At 72.9% G+C, this 18,003-nt stretch carries 16 protein-coding genes; 6 read left to right on the top strand and 10 right to left on the bottom strand.

From position 1 onward, the window contains the following. Positions 1-138: 138 nt before the first annotated feature. Positions 139-1,173, top strand: coding sequence for an HAD family hydrolase (locus tag V6V16_RS08555; RefSeq protein ID WP_334561332.1), 1,035 nt, complete (start codon positions 139-141; stop codon positions 1,171-1,173). Positions 1,174-1,483: 310 nt separating this feature from the next. Here the strand turns inward: V6V16_RS08555 and V6V16_RS08550 are convergent, their stop codons facing one another. Continuing rightward, complete coding sequence (locus tag V6V16_RS08550; RefSeq protein WP_334561189.1) at positions 1,484-1,708, bottom strand: winged helix-turn-helix domain-containing protein; 225 nt, start codon at positions 1,706-1,708, stop codon at positions 1,484-1,486. 699 nt (positions 1,709-2,407) lie between these two features. On the opposite strand from V6V16_RS08550, the gene V6V16_RS08540 reads away from it, so the two are divergent. Continuing rightward, a complete protein-coding gene (locus tag V6V16_RS08540; protein ID WP_334561185.1) occupies positions 2,408-2,581 on the top strand; it encodes a hypothetical protein in 174 nt (57 codons plus the stop codon). Between the two features lie 129 nt (positions 2,582-2,710). Here the strand turns inward: V6V16_RS08540 and V6V16_RS08535 are convergent, their stop codons facing one another. From V6V16_RS08535 to V6V16_RS08525, 3 genes are all read right to left on the bottom strand, one after another. After that, positions 2,711-3,130, bottom strand: coding sequence for a hypothetical protein (locus V6V16_RS08535; RefSeq protein ID WP_334561183.1), 420 nt, complete (start codon positions 3,128-3,130; stop codon positions 2,711-2,713). 485 nt (positions 3,131-3,615) lie between these two features. After that, entirely contained in the window at positions 3,616-5,997 is a 2,382-nt protein-coding gene (locus tag V6V16_RS08530; protein ID WP_334561181.1) for a FlgD immunoglobulin-like domain containing protein, read from the bottom strand. 266 nt (positions 5,998-6,263) lie between these two features. Further along, a complete protein-coding gene (locus tag V6V16_RS08525; RefSeq protein ID WP_334561179.1) occupies positions 6,264-6,737 on the bottom strand; it encodes a hypothetical protein in 474 nt (157 codons plus the stop codon). A gap of 129 nt (positions 6,738-6,866) precedes the next feature. Between V6V16_RS08525 and V6V16_RS08520 the strand changes: the two genes are divergently transcribed. Then, positions 6,867-8,150 carry an MFS transporter gene (locus tag V6V16_RS08520; RefSeq protein WP_334561178.1) on the top strand — a complete coding sequence of 428 codons (1,284 nt, stop codon included), beginning with the start codon at positions 6,867-6,869 and terminating at the stop codon, positions 8,148-8,150. 17 nt (positions 8,151-8,167) lie between these two features. Here V6V16_RS08520 and V6V16_RS08515 read toward each other — a convergent pair whose 3' ends face one another. After that, positions 8,168-8,809: a histone deacetylase gene (locus V6V16_RS08515; protein ID WP_334561177.1), complete on the bottom strand. Its 642-nt coding sequence runs from the start codon at positions 8,807-8,809 to the stop codon at positions 8,168-8,170. Positions 8,810-8,828: 19 nt separating this feature from the next. Further along, positions 8,829-9,611: a phosphodiesterase gene (locus V6V16_RS08510; protein WP_334561176.1), complete on the bottom strand. Its 783-nt coding sequence runs from the start codon at positions 9,609-9,611 to the stop codon at positions 8,829-8,831. 214 nt (positions 9,612-9,825) lie between these two features. Between V6V16_RS08510 and V6V16_RS08505 the strand changes: the two genes are divergently transcribed. Next, positions 9,826-11,247: a sensor domain-containing diguanylate cyclase gene (locus tag V6V16_RS08505; protein WP_334561175.1), complete on the top strand. Its 1,422-nt coding sequence runs from the start codon at positions 9,826-9,828 to the stop codon at positions 11,245-11,247. A 13-nt stretch (positions 11,248-11,260) separates the two neighbouring features. Here the strand turns inward: V6V16_RS08505 and V6V16_RS08500 are convergent, their stop codons facing one another. The 4 genes from V6V16_RS08500 to V6V16_RS08485 form a co-directional block, all read right to left on the bottom strand. Continuing rightward, a complete protein-coding gene (locus tag V6V16_RS08500; RefSeq protein WP_334561174.1) occupies positions 11,261-11,764 on the bottom strand; it encodes a helix-turn-helix domain-containing protein in 504 nt (167 codons plus the stop codon). A 62-nt stretch (positions 11,765-11,826) separates the two neighbouring features. Continuing rightward, on the bottom strand, positions 11,827-12,240 hold the full coding sequence (locus tag V6V16_RS08495) for a hypothetical protein (protein WP_334561173.1): 414 nt from the start codon (positions 12,238-12,240) through the stop codon (positions 11,827-11,829). 1,468 nt (positions 12,241-13,708) lie between these two features. Then, on the bottom strand, positions 13,709-14,770 hold the full coding sequence (locus tag V6V16_RS08490; protein ID WP_334561172.1) for an aspartate-semialdehyde dehydrogenase: 1,062 nt from the start codon (positions 14,768-14,770) through the stop codon (positions 13,709-13,711). 5 nt (positions 14,771-14,775) lie between these two features. Next, complete coding sequence (locus tag V6V16_RS08485) at positions 14,776-16,041, bottom strand: aspartate kinase (RefSeq protein WP_334561171.1); 1,266 nt, start codon at positions 16,039-16,041, stop codon at positions 14,776-14,778. Positions 16,042-16,275: 234 nt separating this feature from the next. On the opposite strand from V6V16_RS08485, the gene V6V16_RS08480 reads away from it, so the two are divergent. Both V6V16_RS08480 and V6V16_RS08475 read left to right on the top strand, forming a co-directional pair. Then, positions 16,276-17,100 carry a hypothetical protein gene (locus tag V6V16_RS08480; RefSeq protein WP_334561170.1) on the top strand — a complete coding sequence of 275 codons (825 nt, stop codon included), beginning with the start codon at positions 16,276-16,278 and terminating at the stop codon, positions 17,098-17,100. 84 nt (positions 17,101-17,184) lie between these two features. Beyond that, the gene (locus V6V16_RS08475; protein ID WP_334561169.1) at positions 17,185-17,712 is read left to right on the top strand and encodes a nitroreductase family protein; all 528 of its coding nucleotides are present in this window, start codon (positions 17,185-17,187) and stop codon (positions 17,710-17,712) included. Positions 17,713-18,003 lie beyond the last annotated feature (291 nt).

Genomic DNA, 18,003 nt, shown 5'->3' with positions numbered 1-18,003 from the left:
CAGGACGGCTGTAGGAGCAGGTGCGCGGGTCAAGGCACCTCCCAGGCTGACAGTGCGTCTGAGTACCTAGTACTCCAGCCGGGGGTTGTGATGACGGCCCGGTGAGGGCTTGCCGGACGTAGTGGCTGGTCATTGCTCGTGCCGCTGCACGGTGTGGTGCTGTGCGAGGCCGACTTCGCGGCGTCCCGTATCGAGGTGCTGACCGACGTCGGCCAGGACGAGCGGCGGATCGTCCTGGAACGCGACATGACGGACTTCGGCGACGCCATGATCCCGCAACGGCTGAGGAACCGGCCGCAGGCGGGACGCCGAACTGCCGTCGCTTCCGGCCGAGTGGTCGGTGATGCCCTGGGTCCGGCTACGGGGAAACCCATGGACCATGACCCGCGATACCGTGAGCGCCGTGCGGACAGCGGTCGACTTCCAGAGAGTCGTGTGATGACGATGCGTGTGAAAGCCGTCCTGCTGGACCTGGACGGCACTCTGCTGGACCACAGGGGTGCCGCGGAGAAGGCATTCCTCGCCGCCTGCCTGCAATGGCTTCCCGACCTCGACGAGGAGGCGCGGTACGAGGCTCACACAGAGTGGCAGCGGCTGGAGGCCGTCCACATGCGGGCGTACTTGGACAAGACAATGACCTTCCAGGAACAACGGCGGGCCAGGCTCCGTGGTGTGCTGTCCGCCTATGGACGGGACACCGGAGCCGTGAGCGACGACCAGGCCGATAACCTCTTCACGATCTACCTGCGCCACTATGAGAATTCCTGGGCAGCGTATAGCGACGTCCCGGAGATGATGCGTTTCCTCGGCGGGGCACCCGCCGGTGTGGCGGTGTTGAGCAACGGCGATCGCGCGCAGCAGGAAGCTAAACTGGCCTCGCTCCGTCTCCCCTCGACGCCACCGCTGTTCACACCCTCCGACGTCGGTGCTTCGAAGCCGAATCCCACAAGCTTCCTCGGCGCCTGCGAGCGGATGGGCTGGGAACCCTCCGAGGTTCTGTACGTCGGTGACGATCTTGAGGGCGATGCCTTGGCCGCCGCCGCCGCGGGATTACGGGGATGCTGGCTAGACCGGCAGCAGACGTACGGGGCCGCGGCGCCCGAGGGCATCCTTCGCGTACACAGCCTGTTCGACCTTGCGACGGCCGACCTCTTCGACCGGAGCACGGCCTAGCTGTGCTGTCCAGGGACGTGGCGAAGCAGCACCCGAAGTCGAGATGAAAGTGCTCCGGTTCGCCTCTGTCGGGGATCCCCCGTGAAAGGTCCTGAAAGCATCGAGGCGCTTCGGCGCGTAGCCGTGCGGTCACAAGAGTAGTTCCCGGGCGCGGCCGGTACGGTCGGTGTGAGAACCGGGCCTGGTCGCGTCGCCAGCCGGCGCGGCGGCATCAGGTCTTTCCAAGGCAGTGCCGCCGCGCCCCCTCTTCACAGCGGAGGCGCCCAGAACTTGTAAGCGAGGCGTCCGCGCCTCTGAAGGTGATCCCGGCTTACCGGGGAAGCGGGTTGGTGACGTAGACGCCCTTGCCCTGCCGGCCGTCAATCAGGCCCTCGGCTTTGAGCAGGAGCATGGCGGCGCGGATGACGGTGTTGCTGACCTTGTAGTGCTCGCAGAGGGTGGCGAACGAGGGCAGCTTGTCGCCCGGCTTCAACTGACCGGAGCTGACCTGCTCTCGGATATCCCGGGCGACCTGTAGGTAGGCAGCTTCAGACATAGGTGGTGCTCCCAGCTTGGCGGCTGGTGCAAGCAGACCACATCGCGGGCTCGACTTACAACGCTATGTGTCGTAGCTGTTGACCCTGCGCACATTGCGTCCTAAGTTGCTTCTGGGGCTACCCAGCTTGGCGGCCGGGGCGTCCTGCCGTGGGTGCCCTGTCTCCGGACACGGCTGACCGGGTGCCCACGGGATCCTCAGCGTCGGCGGGAGGCACGGTGACCAGACCGAACGTTGCAACTTCTCCGACCGCAGGTCCCGTGCGGGACACCGGCTACCACCAGAGGCAGAACAACAGCCGGCGACGCGTGTCCTACGACGAGTACGTCTTGGCGGCGGCGTTGACGCTCGCCCGCCGGCACCGGCCTGTCTGGTCATGGCGGCACTGGCGGCGTATCTGCCGCTGCGGAAGCGACCTACCCTGCCGAAGCCGTCATCCCCTCCCGATCAACGGCGGCCACTGGCCGAGCCAGAATGCGCCGCGATGACGACACACCTGCCGGTGATACCGGCTTGGACGTGCGGCGGATGCGGTGCCGACTGGCCCTGCCAGCCCCGACGGCGCGAGCTGCGAGCGGAGTGCGACCGCGCCACGGTGTCGTTAGCGCTCTATCTGGCCGCCCAGCTGGTCGACGCCGCCCAGGACCTGGCCCACGTCCCCGCCGGCCACCTGCACCACCGATTCCTCGGCTGGACCCGATGAGCATCCTGCGCGTCGGCGACGAGAAGTTCCACTACAGCGACGGCTCCCACAAGTGGATCCCACCCGACCCCGACTACGACCAGGAGGTCTGGGACGAACAGGTCCGCCAACACAAGCAAGGCCACCTGAGAAACGAGCAGCCCAAGGTCCGCATCCAGCGCCTCGTCTGATGCCAGCAGGACAGCAGCGAAGTACAGCAAACCGTGCCAGCTGAACCCGGCCGAGCCGAGCCTCAGCAGAGCCCGTGACCTCGGGAGCAGACGCCGCGAGGACTACACGGAGAGTTGTCCGCCGCAGGATCAGTCGGTGGCCTTCGGCGACGGGGTCTTGGCGAATGGCCACGGTTGGGCGCCGAACAGTTCGGTGCACGCCGCGAGCAAGCCCCGCTGCGCCTCGGCCATTCGCGCGTTGGTCGGGCCCAGGTCAACGCTGCGGTCGTTCTTCACAAACAGGTCTCCGGCTTCCTTGGTGACCAGGGCCAGTCGCTGGCCGGCCTCCCTGACGCCGGGATCTGCCGCTTCGACGGCGCGCATTGCGATCCCTGAACTTGAGGTGAAGCGGACGTCCTGCTCTTCGATCACTCGGGCGACCATGGTGCATGCCCCGGCAGCGTACTGGTCTGAGGGGGCAGTTGGGCTGGCCTGTGGAGAGTCGGGCGGCTCGGTGGGCGCACACGCGGAGACGAGCAGCAGCGAGAAAGCGGCGAGCTTACGGATCACCGCGCGAGATTAGCGAGCGCTATGAGCGTAGCTGCGACTTGGGTATCACGCGCACGGCCGCCGTCGGGCAAGCAGGGAGAATCCCGGTAGATGATCTTGAAAGGAGTAGCGCATGTGCACGTAGACCATCAGATACGGACAGCGTGACCTGCGTATATTGCCAGACTCTGGAGCACGAGAGGTGGCCGGACTTAATTCGGGACGAAGAGGTCGTCGGTTCGAATCCGGCCACCCCGACCAGAGGTAAGAGCAGGTCAAGGCCCCTCCACGGAGGGGCCTTGACTCGTTCCCACCGGTCGCCGCTCCTGCGGAGGAGCAGAGCGCCCGCCCCGGGTCGACCGCGTCTCAGCGCACCTCGTGACGGCGACACGCGAGAGGGCACATCCGGTCGTCGGATGTGCCCTCTCGCGTGCGTACGGCCGCCGGCTACGGCAGCGGCGCGGGTACGCCGGGCGTCGTGCCCGGTGCTCCGCCCGGCGGTCCGGTCACGAACAGCCCACGGCCCTTCGCGTACGGCCGATCTGGCACTCGTTGGTGAGGTTCACGGTGCCGGAGCGGGTGAGCACCGCGCCCTGCCCGTCGGCCGGCGTGGCGGTCAGCGTCCAGGCGTACGCGCCGTCGGGCAGCGGCCGGCGCAGGCGGTCCTGGCCGTTCCACGTCGTGGTCACCAGGCCGCGGGCCAGGCCGCCGGAGAGGGTGTTGACGGTCGCGCCGGTGGCCGGGTTCGTGATCACGAGCGTCCAGGAGGCGGCCGGCTTGGAGAGCCACCACTTCGGCTTCCAGTGCCCGGCGCTTCCCTTGATCCGGGCCGCCGGGGCGACCGCGGCGTCGAGCTGGACGAGGGGCGAGACCGGGATGCCGCTGGGGACCAGGTGGATGCCGCTGTCGGCGCCGACGTGGGCGATGGTCGCGGTGTACGGGTCGATGTCCCAGGGACGCCACGAGCTGAACTCGCCGAGGTGGTGCGACACGGGCGTGCCGCTGCGCACGTCGGTCACCCGGAGCTGCCCGTCCGCCTCGGACGCGACGAAGCCGTCACCGAGCTTCGCGCGCGACCAGCCGGAGCCGGAGACGAGCGTCAGGTTCCGCTTCGTGACGGTGTCGTGGACACCCTGACCCTCCGCCGAGCCGAGGCAGGTCCACAGCAGCCACCGGCCGACGGCCTGGAAGTCCTCCAGGAGGCACCCGCGCCCGAACCACACCTGGTCGCCCCGCTGTCCGGTCAGGACGTCGACGGGGGCCACGGCATCGTTGCCGACCCGCTCCCAGAGGGTGGAGCCCCACATCGCCGCGACGCCGGCGGTCGTGGTGAAGACGGTCTGCCGGGTGTCCAGGTCGACGACCCGCGTCTCCGACGCGCCCTCGTCCGGGCCGGTGGGGGTGGGTGCCGGGGTCCCCGTCCCGGTGCCGGTCCGCGTCCGCAGGGCGACGAACCGGCCGCTGGCGGCCGCCACCGACGCGTAGCTGCGGGAGCTGTCGACCGGGGTGCCCGGCAGGGGCTGGTCCGGCTCCAGCAGGTGCGGCTGCGGGGTGCCGGTGACACCCGAGACGACGGTCCGGCCGTCACCGGTCGGGTGCTGCCTGACGCACACCGGGAAGGCGCAGCCCTCGTGGACGGCACCGCGGGCGAGACGCGCCCCGACGGTGAGGGGCCCGGTCACGCCGATGTCCCGGGTGAAGAGGTGTCGCCTCTCGATCGAGGGGTCGTACTCCAGGGTGTCCAGCCGTCCCTGGGTCAGGGACAACTCGTCCACCGTCTTCTGGAGCCTCTGCGGGTGAGCCCCGGCGATCCTGCGGACCGTCACCGCGCCGCCGTCGGTGGCCTCGACGAGGGAGACCCCCCACTGGTCCCAGTCGGTCCCGGGACCGCCCGCCACCAGGAGCCCGCCGCCCGGGGTCGGTACGCCACGGCCGGCGGACCGGGCCAGCAGCGTCTTCACGGTGGAGCCGTCGGGGGCGACCGCCTCGACCCGCCACACCGGCAGGTCGTAGGCGTGTCGCCCCAGGGAGGGGTCGTGCCGGGACACGACGAGTGTCTCGCCGACCATGCCGAGCAGCTGGGCGTCGGCGGCCAGCGGCACCGTTCGCGGGGCCGCGGTCAGGTCGTCGCGCGGGTGGATGGCGACGAACCGGTCCGCCCACCGCCAGAACAGCAGGTGCGTGGGGGTGAGCACGACCTGACCCTCGGTCTGGTCACCGCGCTGCGGCAGCGGCACCAACCGGCCCTGGTCGACGTCGAGCCAGCCGGTGCGCCCGCCCTCGGCCATCCGGTACCGGACGACCTGTCCGCGCGCGTCGCCCAGCGGGTCGTTGGTCTCGAACGTCGCGGTGATCCCGGCGGGGACGCCCTGCACGGCGCGCCGGGTGTGGGAGCCGTCCGCACGGGTGTCGATCAGATGCCACGTGATGTCGGCGGCGCCGGAGCTTCCCGTCGTCGTCACGACCGTCCAGCCGAGCGTGCCGGAGTACTCGTGGCCGGCGGGAAGCGCGACCGTACGGGACCCGCCGGCGGACATGTCCCGCAGCTTCACGGTCCTGGCGGTCGCGTCGTACCGCGCGACGACGTCGGAGCCGGCACCGAAGTCCGGCATGGTGTGCACGTCCGTGGCGGACGCGTCGACGACGGTGTCGACGCCGGCGTAGCTGGTCCACAGGTGACCGCGCCCGTACTCGTGGCGCAGGAAGCCCGAGGGCCCCGCGCTCAACAGGGCCGTCCGGGGCCGGAGGACGGTGGGGGCGGGGATGAGCACCTCCGCCGTGGCTGCCGCCGCGCCGGCGGCACCGGTCGTCAGCGGAACCAGCCCGATGGCGAGTGTGAACGACATGGTGGCGGCGATGCCGCCGCGTAGGAGCGCACGTCTGGCCACGCTCGTCCTCCTTGGAACGCAGAAGATGAAGGCTCGGGAGGCTGTTCCTGCCGTGGGAACGTGCGGCGCGGGCGGATCGCCGTCGTGCCGGCGTTCGAGAGCTGACAGCAAAGTGGCGGGAGCTTAACAGTCTCCGCCGCCGCCGGGGTGTCCTGTCCGCTCCGTCCGGGCGCGACGGTCGGCGGTACGCGGACGTGCGGCGGGGTGACGCCGACCGGGCCGTCGTGCGGGCCGTGGGAGCGGGTGCCCGTGCGGTGGCGGCCCGCTCAGTCCTGTCGCTCGGTGCGTTCGATCTCGGTGAACGCGGCGGCCAGGTAGCCGTCGAGGGGGCGGCCCGTGGCGGCGATCAGGTCGGCGACGAGCAGCGGCGCGTGCCGCGCCAGGTCGGGCGGGTCGGGTGGCATCTCGTCGTCGACCGGGTCGTAGACGCCGAGCGCTCCCGCCAGCAGGACGAGGACCACGTGCGGGTCGACGTCGGGCCGCCATGGTGCCACGCCGCGCACGCAGCGTTCGAGCACCTGGCGGACGTCCTCGCCGTCCAGGCCGTCGGGGTGGCTCTCCTCCAGCAGCAGCCGGACCACCGCGCCGAGCACCAGGCCGGACCGTTCGGCCGCGCCGAGCCGGGCCACCGCGAGGTCGTACGCCTCGGGGTCGCGCTCGCGGGCGGCGGCGACCGCGTCGGTGGCGGCGGCGGCGATCTCGCGGGCGGGCGCGGGCAGGTGTCGCCAGGTGGTGGTCATCCCGCCCAGCATCCCAGAGGGGACCGACACGCCGCCGGCCCGGGCCGGGGGCCGCGACGCCGGCCGCGCCCGCAACTCGGGGCGGTAAAACCCTCGCGTCGCGTCACACCCACAGCACAGAATCGGGGGATGCTCAGTCGCGCCCTGCCCCGCCGTCGGGAAGCCCGGCGAATGCTCCTCGGCACCCTCCTGTCGGCGATCGGGCGCGGGCTCACCCTGCCGTTCCTCTTCATCTACCTGACCGACGTCCGGGGCCTCAGCGATACCCGCGCCGGCCTGGTGATCGGCTGGTACGGCGTGGTCACCCTGGCCCTGTCGCCGATCGGCGGCGCGCTCATCGACCGGTTCGGCGCCCGCCGGATCCTGCTGTCGGGTCTGCTGATCGAGGCGGTCGGCACCGGGTCGCTGGCGCTGGTCGACTCCAGCGCCTCGGCGTTCGCGGTGATGACGCTGGTCGCGATGGGCAGCTCGGTCATCTGGCCCGGGCAGAACACGATCCTCGCCTCGATCACCGACGCCGACGAGCGGCAGCGGGTCTTCGGGCTGAACTTCGCCCTGCTCAACCTCGGCATCGGCGTCGGCGGCCTGACCTCCGGCGCGATCGTCGACACCACCCGGGCGGTCACCTTCCAGGCGATCTACGTGCTCGACGCGATCAGCTACCTGATGCCCGCGCTGATCCTGCTGACCCTGCCGCACGTCGGTCACCGGCTCTCCGCCGGGGCGGCCGGGGACCGGGCGTCGGCCGGCGGCTACCTCACCGTGCTGCGCGACCGCCCGTTCCGGCGGCTGGTCATCTTCGGCCTGGTCCTGACCACCTGCGGCTACGCGCAGATCGAGGTCGGCTTCACCGCGTACGCCGTGCGGGTGGTCGAGGTGACGCCGCGCGTCGTCGCGTGGGCGCTGGCCGGCAACACGGTGATGATCGTGCTCTCCCAGCTGCTGGTGCTGCGGCGGATGGAGGGGCGCAGCCGGACGGGCGCGCTGGCGGCCGTCGGCGGGGTCTTCGCGGTCGCCTGGCTGGTGCTGGGGGCCGGCGGCGTGGTCGGCCCGGGCAACGCGCTGGTCGCCGCCCTCTGCGTGGTGGCCTGCTCGGCGATCTTCGGCCTCGGCGAGACGCTGCTCTCGCCGGTGATGCCGGCGCTGACGAACGCGCTCGCCACGGACGAGCTGCGCGGCCGGTACAACGCGATGAGTTCGATGATCTTCGGCATCAGCGGGGTGATCGGCCCGGTCACGGCCGGCCCGCTGATCGGGGCCGCCGACGGCCGGATCTGGGTCGCGGCGGTCGTCGGCGGCTGCCTGGTGGCCTCGCTGGTCGCGTTCTCCCTGCGCCGTCTGCTCACGCCGGCCCAGGACGGTCGCCTCCCGGCCGCCCCGCCGGCCGCCGAGCCCGCCCCCGCCAAGGCCTGACCCACCGGGGCCGGCGGTCAGGCCGGCGGCGTGCGCCGGCCGACGGCGGCGACCAGCGCCGCGACGGCCGCCGGCTCCCAGGCGCCGGCCACACCCGGCCGGGCGGAAAGGTAGGTGGCGATCCGGTCGGCGTCCCAGCCGTGCGCCTCGCGCAGGCCACGGGCGATCATGCCGAGGTACGCCGCCGCCGGGGCCCGCCACGGCACCTCGCCCGCCGACCACGGGGCGGTGAAGGTGAGCAGCGGTACGCCGTCGAGCCGGCCGGGGCAGACCAGGGTCTCGTACCGGCCGGGGCCGAGGGTGGCCCTCCCGGTGGCGACGGCCTCGGCGACCAGGCCGACGTCGGCGCCGGGCTCCCGGTACATCTCCTGGGCGGCCACGTCGGCGAACTGCCCCGCGTCGAGCAGGTAGGCGCGGGCCGCCGCCTGGCCGGGGAGCGCGGGGTCGTAGAACGCCATCCCGCCGGTCCAGGCGCCCGACTCACCGGCGAAGTAGACCCCGCCGGGCAGCCACACCGGCACCGTACGTCTCGGGGGGCGCGGGTCCCGGCAGCCCGGGTAGGTCCGCCGCCCGCCCGGCGGGCAGCCCCCGGCCAGGTAGAAGCCGAGCCGGGTGGCGAGCATGTTCGACCCGTACGCGACGTACCAGACCTCGCCCACCGCCGTGCCCGCGCCGGGCTCAGAAGAGGCAGCTGGCGCCGGCGGCGTGGCTGACCTGCACCAGGTGCGTGACGCAACCGGCGGTGGCGACCTGGTGCAGCAGGAAGCCGGTCGGCTCGGCGACCCAGCCGAGCCGCTCGTCCGCGCTCATGGTGAGGGTGCTCTGCCGCCAGGTGCTCGGCGCGGTGGTGAGCACCGTGCCGGCGAAGGTCACCGTGACCGCCCGGTGCACGTGCCCGGCGACCACCCGGGCGACGTGCGGGTGCCGGGCCACCACCTCGGCCAGCGCGTCGCCGTCTGTCAGCCGGATGCCGTCGAGGGCGGGGATGCCGACCGGCGCCGGCGGGTGGTGCAGGCAGACCACGGCCGGCACCTCGGGGCGGCCGGCCAGCACCCCGTCGAGCCAACCGAGCTGGTCCTCGCCGAGGCAGCCGGCGCCGTCCCCGCCCGGCATCAGGGAGTCCAGCACCACGACCGTGGCCTCCGGGTGGTCGACGTGGTAGTGCGCCGAGTAGCCGCCGCCGAGCGACGGGCTGCCGCCGAACACGTCGAGCAGCGACTCCCGGTCGTCGTGGTTGCCGGCGACCAGGTGCACCGGCAGGGGGAACCGGCCGATGATCTCGCGCAGCGCCGCGTACTCGTCGGGACGGCCGCGTTCGACCAGGTCGCCCGTGACGACCACGCAGTCGGGCCGGGGGTTCAGGGCCAGCACCGTGCCGAGGGCGCGGTGCAGGCCGGCGGCCGGCTCGGCGGCGAGCACGCCGGTGGTCACGTGCGGATCACTGAGCTGGGCGATGAGCATCGTGCCTCCACTCGACCGGGAACCTCACGCTATCGCCGCGGGCCCCGCCGCGCGGCCCGCTGAACCCACAGGCGCTGTCCACAGCCTGTGGATGGAACATGTGTACGAAGACAGAGACGATCTTGACGCCGGGCGGTCCGGGCTCCCGCTGAGTACGCTTGATCGCGGGCCCGACCGCCGGTCGGAAGCCTCCCTAGCTGGAACGACGTGCCGAGTGGATCACGAGCGAGTCATCCGTGACGTCACGGTCCGCCTCCCCATGGCGTCGACCGTCGCCGAGGCGTGCCGATGGACCGTCACCGCCCTCGCCCGGCACGCGCCGGCCACCATCTCCGTCCTGCTCCAGGTTCACGACCGGCTCCGCTGCGTGGCGGCCACCGGCTCCTGGCAGGTCTTCTCGACCGTTCCGCCGAAGACCGGGATCGTGGGCCGGGTGTACGCCTCCGGCGAGACCGCCGTCGTACCCGACGTCGCCGACGATCCCGACTACATCCCGGTGCGCCCGGACGTGACCGCCGAGGTCTGCGTACCGGTGCTGGACCCGGCCGGCCGGCCGATCGGCGTACTGGATCTCCAGTGGCCCGGGCAGGTCGACCTCGCCCCGTGGCGCGCCACCGCCGAGCGGCTGGCCGCCCGGCTCGGGGCCCGGATCGTGGCGCTCGGCGGGCCGCCCGCGGAGAGCCGCAGCGAGCAACTCCTGCGGCACGCCGCGGCGCTGACCTCGGCGCCGACGGAGTGGGACCTGTTCGCCGCCGCCCTCGGCGCGGCCCGGGACGTGTCGACCCTCGCCGCGGCGGTGCTGGTGCTCGCCGGGCCGGACGGGCCCCGACTGGACGCGCCGCCGCTCCCCCCGGGCGAGCTGGAGTCCCGCATCCGGGCGGAGCTCTCCGAGGCGGGGCCGGCGGCGCTGGGGCGGCTGATCGCCCGCGCCCACCGGCACGGCGTGGGCTACACGCTCGGCGAGGCGGGGCACCCGCCGATCCCCGACCACCGGCCGCTGACCCGGGCCGGGGTGCGCACCCTGGTCACGGTGCCGGTCGGGCCGCCCGACGGCGGCGGGGTGCTGCTCGTCGCCGACGCCCGGCTGCTGCGCCCCGATCCGACCACCGTCAACCTGCTGGAGCTGCTGGCCGGCCAGGCGTGGAGCAGCCTGGACCGGCTGCGCAGCCTGGCCCGGCTGCGCGAGCAGGCCAACTCGGACCCGTTGACCGGCCTGCGGCACACGGGGCCGTTCGGCCGGCGGATCGCCGTGGCGACGCCGGGCCGTACGGCCCTGCTGGCGATCGACGTGGACGGCTTCAAGACCGTCAACGACACGTACGGCCACCAGGCCGGCGACCGCGTGCTGGTCCGGCTGGCCAGGGCGTTGGAGGCGGCGCTGCGGCACGGCGACGAGCTCTACCGGACCGGCGGCGACGAGTTCGTCGCGGTGATCGAGGTGAGCCGCCCCGACGAGGCGGTCCGCATCGCCGAGCGGCTGGCCGAGGCGGCACGGCAGATCGGCCGCTCGATCAGCGTCGGGGTGGCTCTCCCCCGCCCCGACGAGTCCCCCGAGGCCACCCTCCGCCGCGCCGACCAGGCGCTCTACGCGGTGAAGCGGCACGGCCGCGACGGCGTCCGGTTGGCCGCCGCCTGACCGTCCGCCACGCTCAGCGTCGGCGACGCGCGGCGCCCACCGGCTTCGGCTCGTTGGGCGACATCTCGATCCGGGTGAGGCCCGCGTGCCACCGGGTGTGCAGCGCGGTGTCCGCGATCCACGCCCCGCACCGGTGACACACCTCGACATCCTTCGGCCGGCGTCCGGCGGGCAGCAGTTCCCCGCCGGCGTTCTCCACCTCCGTCAACGGGTTGGCCTCGTTGTCGGCGAGCATCCAGCGCCGGTGCCAGGTGGTCTCGATGTCCTCCCGGGGGACCCCCAGCGCGAGCAGCAGCTCGGTCAGGTTCTCCCACTTCGGGGGCTTCTTCGCGTTGAAGATGCGGCTGATGGTGGAGGTCGACAGGCCGATGGAGGTGGTTCGGATGATCGCCCGGTAGGACGGATTACCGGCCTGCCGGTAGGTCAGCTTCAACAGGCGGACGAGTTCGGCGAGGTGGGAGGTTCCGGCCTCGCGCCCCGGGCCCCCGTGCCCGGCGTCGATCGTGTTCGTACCCATCGGCGGCGCGCCGTCGTCGCCGGTGCCGGACCAGCGTCCGGCACCGGCGCGACCTGTCGGCGCTACACCCCCCACCGGGGGCCGGTCGTGCCGAGCAGCCAGGCGGAGACCCGGCCGGCGAGGACGCCGGTCAGGCAGACCGCCACCGCGACCTCGGTCGGCGGCCGGCCCGCCAGCAGCACGGCGCCGGCGAGAGCGGCGACCGTGGCGGTCCCGAGCGCCGTCGGCAGCGGCCCGTGGACGCCGACCATCCGGCGCGCCACCTCCCCGGCCAGCAGGACGATCGCACCCGCCGCCGGCAGGGCCTCGTCCAGCGGCCGGCCCGACAGCAGCAGGGCCACCGACGTGGCGAACACGATCACGATCACGATCAGCCCGGGCCCCCAGCCGCCCGGGGGCGGGGCCGGTCGCCGGGGTGCCGACACGCCACACGGGACGGCGGCCTGGCGGGGGTCGAGGGATGGTTGTTCGGTCATCCGGCTCGGAACTCCTTCGGTCCGTGGCGGCCGTGCGGCCGCCTCCGAGTTGGCCAGGGGCGGCGTCCGCCCCCGGCGGGTGGGGCGGAGGCGGCGCCTCCGCCCCGGTGGTGCTGGTCCGGGCCTCCCGGGGGAGTCGGTTCGTGCATCACAGCTCGGGCCCGCGTCGCGGGCCCGGCACCGCCCCCGGTTGCAGCCAGGTGTTCGGCGGTACCCGACCATCATCGGGCACGGAACCGGGCCAACTGAAGCACCTGAATCAAGCTGAAACGGCCAGGGCGACGACCCGGCGCACCCCGTCGCCGTCAATGCGGGAAACCAGGAAGAAAACCGTACGTCCGTCCTGGGCGCACCCATCGAGAAATCGAAATTGTCGAAATGCGCCGGAAAACAGAAACCCCCCGCTGCAACGAGGGGTTTCCATTGCGCTTTCCCCGAAATCGGCCCGGACCAGCAGGCAGCAACTCGGAGGTTTTCCCGATGGAGAAAACCAGGTAGCGCTGATCGACCGAACTGGCGGTCGAGTCGGCTACAGGTTTCCCGATCTCGCGGGATACCTCAACCCACGGAGCCGGACCTGCAACGAGATGAAACACATCGACGCACGAGCTTGCGCCGCCACCGTGTCCAGTCGATGCCGCGCCCCTTTCGCCACCTTTGCGGGTTGATCCACCTCTCCCGTCCGGAGAAAGTTTCAGCTGATGGTGATCATGCCACGACGCTCCGTCCCGAGGCGACCCGGACGCGCCATTTCACCGACCCGAACAGCCCCCCGCCACATCCACCGAACGCGAGACCTCACCGAGGGACGGCCCAGGATTAATCGACGGTCAGTCGACGGGCGCGCCACGGGTTCGGGCGGGCGGGAGCCAAAAGGACATTACCGGCAGGTAGCCGCCGGGCGGAGCGACGGCCGAAGCCGATCTCACGACGCCCGGAGCACATCAGATCGATGTTGACGAATGCGACTTTCCGAGCGTGGCGGGCCCGCCGACCGGCACCCCCGGAGCGGACGAGGGCGCGCCGGACGGCCGCGACCTCATCGACCCCCGACGATCACCCCTCTCCTCCGGTGGGACGGCGCCGACGGGAAAATCTCCCGCTCCGGCGTGTCGTCGCTGCAACATCGGCCGGAGCGTTGCGCGGGATGGCGCGCCCGGGCGGCGGTTCGGTCAGCAATGCGCGCGACTGTCGGGATCGGGACACGAGCCGCGCCCGGTCGCCATGCGGTGGAAATTCCACGATTGGAAATTGCACTCTTCACCGCGACGCGCGCGTGCCGCGAACCAATTCGCCGCCGTCCGGCGCCTCTTTCCGTCCCCCCGCGCAGGGGCCACCCGGAGCGCCCCGGGGCACGACGCGGCCCGGACCCGGCACCACCCGGCCCCGGGGCCCGCGCGACGGACGGGCGGCAGCGGACGGAGACGGGAACGGGGTGGCCCGGCGCGGTGGGCGTACGGGCGACGGCTCAGCGGGCCGTCAGTTCCTTGGCGAGGAGTTCTGCGATCTGCGCCGTGTTCAGGGCCGCGCCCTTGCGGAGGTTGTCGCCGGTGACGAAGAAGTCCAGGGCGCGGGGGTCGTCGACGGCGCGGCGGATCCGCCCCACCCACGAGGGGTCGGTGCCGACCGCGTCGATCGGCATCGGGAACTCGCCGGCGCCCGGGTCGTCGACCACGATCACCCCGGGCGCGTTGCGGAGCACCTCGCGGGCGCCCTCGGCGGCCACCTCGGTGGCGAAGACCGCGTGCACCGCGACCGAGTGGCCGGTGACCACCGGCACCCGTACGCAGGTGGCCGAGACCTTCAGGTCGGGCAGCCCGAGGATCTTGCGCGACTCGTTGCGCAGCTTCATCTCCTCGGACGACCAGCCGGCGTCGGCGAGGGAGCCGGCCCAGGGCACCACGTTGAGCGCCAACGGCGCCGGGAACGGGCCCACCTCGTCGCCGACCGCCTGGCGTACGTCGCCCGGGCGCGAGCCGAGCACCCGGTCCCCCGCGACCTTGGTGAGCTGGGCGTGCAGGGCGTCCACGCCGCCCCGGCCGGCGCCGGAGGCCGCCTGGTAGGAGGCGAGCACCAGCTCGCGCAGGCCGTACTCGCGGTGCAGCGGGGCGACCGCGATGATCATTGCCAGGGTGGTGCAGTTGGCGTTGGCGATGATGCCCTTGGGCCGGTTGCGCACCTGCTCGGGGTTGATCTCCGGCACCACCAACGGGACGTCGCGGTCCATCCGGAAGGCGCCGGAGTTGTCCACCGCGACGGCGCCCCGGCCGGCCGCGATCGGCGCCCATCGCCCGGAGACCTCGTCCGGTACGTCGAACATCGCCACGTCGACGCCGTCGAACGCCTCCGGGGTCAGCGCCTGGACGGTCAGCTCCTCACCCCGGCAGCGCAGCCGCCGCCCGACCGAGCGCTCCGAGGCGAGCAGCCGGATCTCGCCCCAGACGTTCTTGCGCCCGCTGAGCAGCTCGCACATCACCGTCCCGACGGCACCGGTCGCCCCGACCACGGCCAGGGTGGGTAACGGCGGCACGGTGGCTACCGTCCCGTCCCCGCGTACACGACGGCCTCGGTGTCGCCGCCGAGGTCGAAGGCCTCGTGGATGGCGCGCACGGCGGCGTCCAGGTCGGTGTCGCGGCAGACGACGGAGACCCGGATCTCCGAGGTGGAGATCATCTCGATGTTCACCCCGGCCGAGCCGAGGGCGGCGAAGAAGCCGGCCGCGACGCCGGGGTGCGACCGCATCCCGGCCCCGATCAGCGAGACCTTGCCGACGTGGTCGTCGTAGAGCAGGCCCTTGAACTTGACCGGCTCCTGGATCTTGCTGAGGGCGGCCATGGCCGTCGGGCCGTCGGCCTTGGGCAGCGTGAAGGAGATGTCCGTGCGGCCCGTGCCCTCGGTGGACACGTTCTGCACGATCATGTCGAGGTTGATCTCGGCGTCGGCCACGGTGTCGAAGATCCGCGCGGCGGCGCCCGGCTCGTCGGGTACGCCCACGATCGTGATCTTCGCTTCGCTGCGGTCGTGGGCGACCCCGGTGATCAGTGCTTGCTCCACAGGAAGGTCCTCCATCGATCCGGTGACCATCGTGCCGGTGTTGGTCGAGTATGACGAACGGACGTGGATCGGCAAGCCCGCCCGGCGGGCGTACTCCACGCTGCGCAGGTGCAGGATCTTGGCGCCGCAGGCGGCCAGCTCCAGCATCTCCTCGTAGGTGATCTGGGTGATGTGCCGGGCGTTCGGGACGATCCGCGGATCGGCGGTGAAGACCCCGTCGACGTCGGTGTAGATCTCGCAGACGTCCGCGTGCAACGCGGCGGCGAGCGCCACGGCGGTGGTGTCGGAGCCGCCCCGGCCCAGCGTGGTGACGTCCTTGGTGTCCTGCGAGACGCCCTGGAAGCCGGCGACGATGACCACGGCCCCCTCGTCGAGCGCGCCCTTGAGCCGGCCCGGGGTGACGTCGATGATCCGCGCCCGGCCGTGCACCGACGTGGTGATCACGCCGGCCTGGGAGCCGGTGAACGAGCGGGCCTCGTACCCCAGGTTGTGGATGGCCATGGCGAGCAGCGCCATGGAGATCCGCTCCCCGGCGGTCAGCAGCATGTCCAGCTCGCGGCCCGGCGGCAGCGGACTGACCTGGTTGGCCAGGTCGAGCAGCTCGTCGGTGCTGTCCCCCATCGCGGAGACCACCACCACGACGTCGTCGCCGGCCTTGCGGGCCGCCACGATGCGCTCGGCCACGCGCTTGATCCGCTCGGCGTTGGCGACGGAGGACCCGCCGTACTTCTGCACCACGAGTGCCACGACGGTGCACTCCCTCCCAGCGACGACCCTGAGCGTGCCGACGCCGCCGGATCGGGGCCGGCGGCGCGTGTCGGACGACCCCAGGGTATCGGTCGCCCATCGCGGCCGGGTCAGGTGATCCCACGATCCGGCCCGGCCGCCCCGGACGGGTGGGGCGACGGGGTGGTACGCGACACGCCGGGCGGTGGCGCGACGGGGGCCCCACGCGCCGTCCCCGGGCCGCAGAATGGCCCCGTGCACGCCCATCTCCGCCCGGCCGGCCCGGCCGCGAGGGCCGCGCGCGCGTCGGCGCGTCCGGCCCGACGCCTCGTCGCCCCGCTCGCACTCGCCCTGCCGGCGCTCCTCGTCGGCTGCGCCGCCGCGCAACCGGTCACCCCGCCAGAGCCCACGTCGACGCCGGCCCCGGCGGGTGTCGACGCGGCACGGGACGAGCTGGCCGCGCTGGCGGCCGCCGCGCAGGACCGGCACCTGGTGGCCAGCTACACGCTGAGCGCCCCGGACACCCCGCCCCGGACCATCCTGGTGACCAGCGCGAACGACGGCACCTGGCGGGTCGACGTCCCGGGGGGCGCGCTCGGCGGAGCCGTCGACGTGTCCTTCGCCACCACCGCTGACGGGCTGTTCCAGTGCGCCCTGCCGTCCGCCGCGCGGCCCGAGCCGGCCGGCTGCGTACGCCTCGGCGATCCCGACGACGCCGTGCCCCGCCGGCTCGACCCCCGGGTGCAGCACCCCTTCACCGACTGGCTGGACGTGCTGACCGACCGACGCGCCCCGCTCGCCGTGTCGCCCGCCGAGCCGCCGCCGGGCGTCTCCGGCGCCTGCTACTCGGTCGAGACCACCTCGGCGTCGATCAACGCACCGCTCGACGTCGGGATCTACTGCTACGGCCCCGACGGCACGCCCACGGCGGTACGCACGGCGTTCGGCACCCTGACCCTCACCGGGGCGCCCGGGCCGGCCCCGGCGACCGTCCAGCTCGCCGGGCCGGTGGTCGACGCGGAGCCGCTCGGCACCGCGGCGCCGGAGCCGACCGGTAGCCCGGGCGCGGGAACGCCCTGACCCCGCAGGACGTTACGGTGCCGTTCGCCACATTCGGACATACCTCCCGTAGGCCCCTATTCGCCCGTAGGGGACAGTTGGGCCATGGCCGACCTCACCCCGCTGCTCGCGTTCCGCTGGAGCCCCCGGTCCTTCGACCCGGCGGCGGAGCTGACCCGGGAGGACGCGTCCACGCTGCTGGAGGCGGCCCGCTGGGCGCCCTCGGCCGGCAACGCCCAACCGTGGCGGTTCGCGCTCGGGCACCGCGACGACGAGACGTTCAAGCGGATCGTGGTCAACCTGCCGGCCGGGGACCAGCGGTGGGCGCAGCGCGCCGCCGCGCTGCTCCTGGGCGCGCACCGCACGGGCCCGGCGAGGCACGCGTACGACCTGGGTCAGGCGGTCGCCCACCTCACCGTGCAGGCCACGGCGCTCGGCCTGCACGTACGCCAGCTGCGCGACCTCGACCACGCCGGCCTGGCCGCCGACCTCGACCTGCCGGCGGGCGTACGGCCGCACGTGGTGGTGGCCGTCGGGCAACTCGGTGACCCGCTCAGCCTCCCCGCCGACCTGCTGCGCTCGGAGACCGGGCTGCGCCGCCGCCTCCCCCTGGCCGAGCTCCTGTTGACCTGAGAGCCCCCGCCACGAACCTGCTGACCCCGGGGGACCGCGACGGACCGCCGCCCGCCCGGAGGCGTCGGCGATGGTGCCGGAAGGGTGAATCCGGTCCCACAGTCCGGACCGACCTTCCCACGTCCCGTCCCACCACGTAGGGTTACGTGGTCATGTGGCGGGCGTACCTTCTCCTTGGTCGCCGCGACGAGGCCTGAAGGCCGGCACCTCGTCGCGGAGTCGAACCGCGCCGTCCAGCACATCCGAACCTCCCATCGGCAACCGCCCGGGCACCGTCGCCCGGCACCTGGC

This window comes from Micromonospora sp. CPCC 205561, from assembly GCF_036906775.1.
Classification (GTDB): Bacteria; Actinomycetota; Actinomycetes; order Mycobacteriales; family Micromonosporaceae; genus Micromonospora.
Note: the sequence above shows the minus strand (reverse complement) of the source record. Positions and strands in the feature narration are given on the sequence as shown.

Bases quoted from the DNA above. Each gene is read 5' to 3' on its own strand.
- V6V16_RS08525 (WP_334561179.1), bottom strand. From the start codon at position 6,737: ATGACCACCACCTGGCGACACCTGCCCGCGCCCGCCCGCGAGATCGCC.
- V6V16_RS08495 (WP_334561173.1), bottom strand. From the start codon at position 12,240: ATGACCGAACAACCATCCCTCGACCCCCGCCAGGCCGCCGTCCCGTGT.
- V6V16_RS08520 (WP_334561178.1), top strand. From the start codon at position 6,867: ATGCTCAGTCGCGCCCTGCCCCGCCGTCGGGAAGCCCGGCGAATGCTC.
- V6V16_RS08550 (WP_334561189.1), bottom strand. From the start codon at position 1,708: ATGTCTGAAGCTGCCTACCTACAGGTCGCCCGGGATATCCGAGAGCAG.
- V6V16_RS08510 (WP_334561176.1), bottom strand. From the start codon at position 9,611: ATGCTCATCGCCCAGCTCAGTGATCCGCACGTGACCACCGGCGTGCTC.
- V6V16_RS08475 (WP_334561169.1), top strand. From the start codon at position 17,185: ATGGCCGACCTCACCCCGCTGCTCGCGTTCCGCTGGAGCCCCCGGTCC.
- V6V16_RS08500 (WP_334561174.1), bottom strand. From the start codon at position 11,764: ATGGGTACGAACACGATCGACGCCGGGCACGGGGGCCCGGGGCGCGAG.
- V6V16_RS08540 (WP_334561185.1), top strand. From the start codon at position 2,408: ATGAGCATCCTGCGCGTCGGCGACGAGAAGTTCCACTACAGCGACGGC.